The sequence below is a fragment of the Streptomyces zingiberis genome, assembly GCF_012034935.1.
GTDB lineage: Bacteria > Actinomycetota > Actinomycetes > Streptomycetales > Streptomycetaceae > Streptomyces > Streptomyces zingiberis.
Genome location: NZ_JAATEN010000043.1, coordinates 1 through 3,587 on the forward strand (window position 1 = coordinate 1; position 3,587 = coordinate 3,587).

1 protein-coding gene is annotated in these 3,587 nt (G+C 70.9%); it reads right to left on the bottom strand.

Annotated elements, in window-relative coordinates:
* Positions 1–2 precede the first annotated feature (2 nt).
* Complete coding sequence (locus HCK00_RS26575; RefSeq protein WP_168104597.1) at positions 3–3,203, bottom strand: nitrate- and nitrite sensing domain-containing protein; 3,201 nt, start codon at positions 3,201–3,203, stop codon at positions 3–5.
* Positions 3,204–3,587: the final 384 nt, after the last annotated feature.

Here is a 3,587-nt window from a genome sequence, read left to right on the forward strand (position 1 = left end):
CACTAACGCTCCTGATCGTAGGTGCTGCTGCCACCGGGGCCGAAGCCCTGCTGGCCTGTGTCCGTTCCCGCGTCACGTCCCCGCTGGACACCGCGGCGCAGGTTGCTCAACCTGCCGCGGACGTCCTCCGGGGCGCGGGAGACCGAAGGGCCGCCCTGCGGGGTCTGCTCTGCGGTGCCCTCGACCAGGTTGGCCTTGGGTACCCGTCGGGGAAGACCGGAGGGGGTGACCCCGCCCGCCTTGGGCTCCCGAAGACGCTCGGCCCGGTGCCAGCGGTCGTCGTTCGCCGACCGCCGGTCGGAGGCGCCCGGTGAGGGAGCCTCCGGAGGCTGCTCCTGCTCCCCGGACCGCTGCCAGTTCTTCTCCCGGCGGGGCAGACCCGCGCCGGTCAGGGAAGGGCTGGAGCCGCTCGGAGAGGGGCCCGGACGTTCGAAGCCTACGCTTTCCCGCTCGTCAGCGGGAGCGACGGAGGATTCCGAATCCGCTCCGTGATCCTTTTCCGCCGGGGCCGTCCCCCCGAAGGCTTCCGGCCACGGATTCCGCGCGGCCTGCGCCAGATCGGCGCCGAACGGGGAGTACGGCTGCTGGTCAGCGGGGGCCTGCTCGTCGTGAGCCGTCCCAGAATAACCGTTCGACGGGTAACTCGTGTCCTGGTACCCGGAGTTCTGGTAGCCCTGCTCGCTGTAGCCCTGATCCGGGTAGGCCGTGTGCGGATATTCCGCTTCGTGTCCCTGGGGGGCCGGGGACGCCTGCTGGAGGGAGAACGGATCGTACCCCTGCTGTCCCGGTTGCCCGTGCTGACCGTGTTGCTCGTGCTGCCCCTGCTGTCCCTGCGGCTCCTGCGGCCCGGCGTAGGGCGCCTGCGCCTCGCCCGGCCGGAGCCCCGGACGGTCGCGGTGTTCCCCGGTCCCGAAGGACGGGCCGGTGGGGGCCGGCGGGCGGGTGCCGTCCGTCTCCTGCTCGAAGCGGGACTCGTCGAAGCCGAGTTCGGCCGCCGTCCGCATGGGCAGCTGCTGTTGCTGCATCTGCTGCCCGAAGGGTGAGGGCTGCTCCGGGACGATCCGGGAGACCGTGAAGTCCTCCTCGGGGCCCGTTCCGCCGGCGCGGCCGTGGGCGATGTTCTCCGGCAGCATGACCAGCGAGGTGGTGCCGGCCTGCTCGCCGGAGGGACGGAGCTGGACCCGGATGCCGTGGCGGTCCGCCAGCCGGCCGACGACGAAGAGTCCCATGCGGCGCGCGACGGCCACGTCCACCGTCGGCGGGTTGGCCAGCTTGTGGTTGATGTCGGCGAAGTCCTCGGCGGTGAGCCCGATGCCCTTGTCATGGATCTCGATCATGACGCGGCCGTCGGGCAGCCGGGTCGCGGTGACGCGGACCTTGGTCTGCGGGGAGGAGAAGGAGGTGGCGTTCTCCAGCAGCTCGGCGAGGAGGTGCACGAGGTCGGAGACGGCCGTCCCGTGGATCTCGGTGTCGGGGACGCCCTGCAACTCGATGCGCTCGTAGCTCTCCACCTCGGAGGCCGCGGCGCGGAGCACGTCCACCAGCGGTACCGGCTGGTTCCAGCGCTGGCCCGGCTCCTCGCCCGCGAGGACCAGCAGGTTCTCGCCGTTGCGCCGCATGCGCGTGGCGAGGTGGTCCATCTTGAAGAGGTTCTCCAGCTGGTCCGGATCGGCCTCGTTGTTCTCCAGCTCCGTGATCAGGGCGAGCTGGCGCTCGATGAGGCCCTGGTTCCGCCGGGAGAGGTTGGTGAAGATCGCGTTGACGTTGCCGCGGAGCAGGGCCTGCTCGGAGGCGAGCCGGACGGCTTCCCGGTGGACCTGGTCGAAGGCGCGCGCGACCTCGCCGATCTCGTCCTTGCTCCCGATCGGGATCGGTTCGACCCGGGTGTCGACCCGGCCCGGGTCGGTCCGGGAGAGCTGGTCGACCAGCATCGGCAGCCGCTGCTCGGCCACGTCGAACGCGGCGGAGCGGAGGCGCTGCATGGAACGGCTCATGGAGCGCGCCGTCATACCGGCCAGGATGAACGCCAGCAGCAGGGCCAGCACCACGAGGGTGCCGGTGACGATCGCCTCGGTGCGCGCCTGGGAGGAGATCTCCTGCGTCTCCGCGACCGCCCGGTCGACGAGTTCGCTCTCCACCGCACGGTAGGCGTCGAACTTGCCGGTCGCGGTGGCGAACCAGGACTCCGGGGTGATGCCCGAGTCCTCCAGCTCGCCGCCCGAGCGGTTGGTCGCGATCGAGGTGACCATCTTGTCGAAGGACGGCGGCGGCACGAAGGTGACACCCGCCGCGTCGGCCTGCCGCTTGGCCTCGGCGACCTTCTCCTTGCCCTCCTCCTGGGCCTTGCGCAGTTCCGTCTCCAGAAGCTCCTGGTCCGCCTCGGTGCCACCCCCCACGTACTCGCCGAGGGCGATGTTCTCCAGGTAGGCGTACGAGCTGAAGGCGGTGAGCTGGGCGCTCCGGCTCGCCGCGTCCGGGCCGGGCTTGACCAGCAGGTGCGTGCCGATGGAGCGCTCCAGCGACAGGGCCGCCTTGGTCAGGGAGATCGCGTAGACGGTGCGGCCGTAACTGGTGACATTGCCGGTGCCCAGACCGAGCTCATTGCTGAACTCCATCAGGACGTGCTGGACCCGGACGTAGTTCTCCTCCGTCTGCACCCCGGGCAGCTTGTTGGTGTAGGCGTTCCGGCGGAGGTCCTCCAGCTGCGGTTCGACCTCGCGGTAGGCGTTCAGCCGGCGCTGGAGGCCGGGCCGGTCCGGCATGTCGGCGACGGCGGTGTCGAACTCCTGCCGGGCGGAGTCGCTCGCCGCGCGGGCCTGGGTGACGACCTTGCTGTCCCGGTCGCCCGCGAGCAGCGGCGCCGCGCTGACGTCCCGCTCGTCCAGCAGCCGGTGCCCGTACGTGGAGGCGGCCTGGACCAGGCGCGCGATGCGCTCGGCCTCCTCGGCCTCCCGCAGGGTGTTGACGGAGCCGGTGACCTGGAACGCGCCGAGGACCAGGCCCACCACGACCGGGAGCAGGAGCACGGCGTTCAGCTTGGCGGGAACCCGCCAGTTCTGCACGGAGAAGCGCCCGCCGCGTGACGGCGGGGGCGTTTCCGGCGTCTCCGTGGACGGGGGTGTCACCGCGCGCGACGGCGGCGGCGGGGTGAAGTTGCCGCGCGACGCCTCCTGCGACGCGGGACCGGACCTGCTTCGCCTCACTCGACCAACAACCTCTCGGCGCCGGCACCTCGCGGAGTGCCGTTGTCCTGGACCAGCTCTACTGAGGACTCCTCCTGGGGAGTTTCAGGGAATTGCAGCACGCGACGCGTGTACCTTCCAAACACCGGGAAGGCCTGTGGACAGCACCCCCGGGGACTCGGCGAACGTGACATCACGGACAAGCGCCGGCAAAAGCTGACCTAACTATGAGCGCTGTGAAGTTGGTTGACCGCACGGGGTTCACCGCGCGACCTGATTGTCAGTGGAATCGTTATGAACACAGCGGCGGGCCGTGTCAAAGGACACAGCCCGCCTGGCGCCCGGTCGCGCCGTCCGTCCCGGCGGCCGGGGAGAAGAGGGCCGCCGGGCGGCCGGCGGTCACTT